Below are 2,963 nucleotides of genomic sequence, written 5' to 3'. Positions count from 1 at the left end.
GGGCGGCGGGGTGTCGCGGCGGCGAGGCACAGGGGTTCTCCTTGGGATCAGTCAGCGCGGCGGATGAGCAGGACATGGTCGACGACCTCGGCGGTCTGGCCGTCCGGTCCGGTCGCGACGCGGGCGGGGGAGCCGGCGCGTTCGACGGTCCACCCGGCCGGATCGAGGGCGAGGTCCGCGGCGATCTCCGCGGGGCCGGGGAAATGCGCGTCCGGGTCCTGGTTCCACGACCACGGCGCGCTCGAACCGTGGTCCACGATCAGCAACCGGCCGCCTGGGCGCAGGGCGTGCGCGGCGGTGCGCAGGACCGTGGCCCGGTCCAGTTCGAAAGGGGTCTGCAGGTAGTGCGCCGTCACGAGGTCGAAGTCGCCGGGCGGGAAGCTGACCCGCAGGTCGTGCCGCACGGCGGTGATCCGCGCGCCGGAAAGGCGGTTGACCGCGACGGCCGAGATGTCGGTGGCGGTCACGTTCCAGCCGCGGGCGGCGAGCCAGCGTGCGTCGCCGCCGTTGCCGCAGCCCAGGTCGAGTGCATCGCCAGGCGGGAGGTCGGCGACGCACTCGACCAGCCGGGCGTTCGGCCGCGGGTCCGCGGGCGGCCGGGCGGCGTGGACTTCGTCCCAGAACAGGGTCGCGTCGGTGGTCATCGGTCGGCTCCTCGGGTCGGGGTGCGTCCAGGGTCGCCGGAGCCGCATCCGGAGGGCGAGCGATCTTGCCGGAACGGCAATTCCCACCTGCTGGACAGCGCCGGGCAAGATCGTTTCGCCGGTACTGTCGGACGCGAACGGCCGGAAAACGAGGAGCTGTCATGAAAATCGGCGCCATCGACATCGTCCCGGTCCTCGACGGCATCGCCCGGCTGCCGCTGGCCGGCACGGTGGTCCACGCTCGGGGCGCGCGATGGGAATGCCGCCATCAGCCGGTGGCCGCCGACGGCCGGATCCGGATGGACGTCGGCTCCTTCCTCCTCCCGCTGGGCGAGCGGACGGTGCTGGTCGACGCCGGGACCGGGCCGGGCTTCGAGCACGACGGCTTCGCCACCGGCGGCCTCCTCGACAACCTGCGCCGTGCCGGGGTCGCGCCCGAGGACGTCACCGATGTGGTCTTCACTCATCTGCACGTCGACCACGTCGGCTGGTCGACCGTGCGCGACGAAGCCGTCTTCCCCCGCGCGACATTCCGCATGCACGCCGCCGATTGGGCATACTTCACGACCGGCGACACCGCGGATCCTGCTGTGCGACAGACGTTCGCGCCGATCACCGGCCAGGTCGAAACCTTCGACGAAGAAACCGAACTGGCGCCCGGGCTGATCGCGCGCCCCGCGCCCGGCCACACGCCCGGATCGACGGTGTTCGTGGTCAGCGACGCCGGTGAACGCGCCTTGCTGCTCGGCGACGTCCTGCACACGGTGGCCGAACTGACCGACCCCGAATGGGAAGGCATGTTCGATGTGGACCGCGCCGCGGCGACCGCGATGCGACAGCGGCTCGCGGCCGAACTCGAAGCGTCCGGCGATGTTTTCGCTCCCGCGCACTTTCCGGAATTGGCCTTCGGGCGGCTGATCAGCGCCGATGGGATCCGGCAGTTCGCTTGGGTTTGAACGGAAATGCGCTCGGGGCCGCCGGGTTGCCAGCCGTCGCGATGGTTTTTCTGCGGCTGTGTGCACGGCTTGTCGCGTTCCGCTGGGTAGAACCCGCGCGCACGGGAGGCGAGGTTTGCCCTGGCGCCGAGCAGATCCGGCAGTTCGCCGGGGCTTAAAGGGAAATGCCCTCGCCGTACGCCGCCCGGTCACCCGCCGTCGCGCCGGGGCGGCGTTTCCCGGGACCACGTGCACGGCTGCCGCGTCCCGCCCAGCAGGACCAGCACATCCGGGCTCACCCCGGCGCGCACCCGGGAAGCGAGTTCCGGCGAGGTTTGCCCGAGTGCCGAGTAGACCGCGCGGACCAGGCATCTCGCCGCGTGCGGGGAACGCCTGGTACGCAACGAGATCTCCATCAGGAGGGCCTCCCGGTCGCACGTGCGGCCCTGGCTCGGCACGGCGATGCCCAGCCGGGATTGCTCGGCCAGAGGAAGACATCGCAGCAGGCTGTCGACGACGCAGTCGATCGCGAGCCGGTTCCGTTCCGTGCTGTTTCGGCGAGGCCCCGGCAGAATTTCCTTCCGCACCAGCATGGGACCATCAACTCCTGGGCGCAGAGTAGCCGATCCGCCTCGCGGGGTGGCGTTCCTGTTCCATGCGCCGGAAAACGAACCGGTCGCGGTCCATTGTGGACTCATGGCCGAGCTTAGCCAGGCGAGCCGGACAAAACGGCGAGCCGGTCGAGGGAGTCGCGCAGGCGCGCGGGCACGTCGCCGCCGCGCTGACCGGCCGGAACCGACAGGTGCAGGGTCGCGTGGCTCGTGCCCGCCGCACCGGACGCGACCTGGAGCCAGCCGCCGCTCCATTCCAGCCGGAGCCGGTCGCCGTGCCCGGCCGGGGGCGCGGCGACCGGCTCCGGCAGCCATTCGTTCAGGTGCGCGGCATCAGCGGCGACGGCGTACACGTGTTCCGCCGGCGCGGGCATCCGCCGCTCGGCTTCGAACTCGGTCATGATCTCGCCTACCCGTTCCGCGGCGCCGCGAAACGAGAGAGTCCATAGTGGACGGTCACGGGCCGTGGCCGGCCGGCAGGTCATGCCACGGTGCTCAGGACGGCGTCGAGATCGGCCGGGGTGCCCAGGATCCGGAGTTCCGGCGGCGCGAGACAGCCGATCCGGTGGTCGTCGTCGCGCACCGCGGCCGCGAACTCGGCGACGCGGGACGCGGGCGGGGCGACCGACGGCCCGCCCAGGTAGCGGATGACGATGAGGTCCTCGCCGGAATGCGTTTCGACGGCGGCGGCCCAGCCGTGGATTTCGTCCCACAGGAGGGCGACGTCGCGGCCGGGGTAGGCGGGCAGATGGCCGTCGAGGGCGACGTAGGCC

The 2,963-nt window shown here is 71.8% G+C and carries 5 protein-coding genes; 1 reads left to right on the top strand and 4 read right to left on the bottom strand.

Translation table 11 applies throughout. The features are described 5' to 3' along the window. Nucleotides 1-47 precede the first annotated feature (47 nt). A complete protein-coding gene (locus tag ACWDNU_RS45050) occupies nt 48-644 on the bottom strand; it encodes a class I SAM-dependent methyltransferase (protein ID WP_370938031.1) in 597 nt (198 codons plus the stop codon). Nucleotides 645-805: 161 nt separating this feature from the next. Between ACWDNU_RS45050 and ACWDNU_RS45045 the strand changes: the two genes are divergently transcribed. Further along, on the top strand, nt 806-1,600 hold the full coding sequence (locus ACWDNU_RS45045) for an MBL fold metallo-hydrolase (RefSeq protein WP_449673357.1): 795 nt from the start codon (nt 806-808) through the stop codon (nt 1,598-1,600). Nucleotides 1,601-1,788: 188 nt separating this feature from the next. Here ACWDNU_RS45045 and ACWDNU_RS45040 read toward each other — a convergent pair whose 3' ends face one another. From ACWDNU_RS45040 to ACWDNU_RS45030, 3 genes are all read right to left on the bottom strand, one after another. Beyond that, nucleotides 1,789-2,172 (bottom strand): DUF2267 domain-containing protein, encoded by a 384-nt coding sequence (locus tag ACWDNU_RS45040; RefSeq protein ID WP_449673356.1) that lies wholly within the window; start codon nt 2,170-2,172, stop codon nt 1,789-1,791. Between the two features lie 113 nt (nt 2,173-2,285). Continuing rightward, the gene (locus ACWDNU_RS45035) at nt 2,286-2,591 is read right to left on the bottom strand and encodes an SRPBCC family protein (protein WP_449673355.1); all 306 of its coding nucleotides are present in this window, start codon (nt 2,589-2,591) and stop codon (nt 2,286-2,288) included. An 80-nt stretch (nt 2,592-2,671) separates the two neighbouring features. Then, the coding region (locus tag ACWDNU_RS45030; RefSeq protein ID WP_449673354.1) for a DUF6292 family protein at nt 2,672-2,963 on the bottom strand (292 nt) is incomplete at its 5' end.

The organism is Amycolatopsis sp. NPDC003676, assembly GCF_053587275.1.
This window is presented reverse-complemented; position numbering and strand designations above follow the sequence as displayed.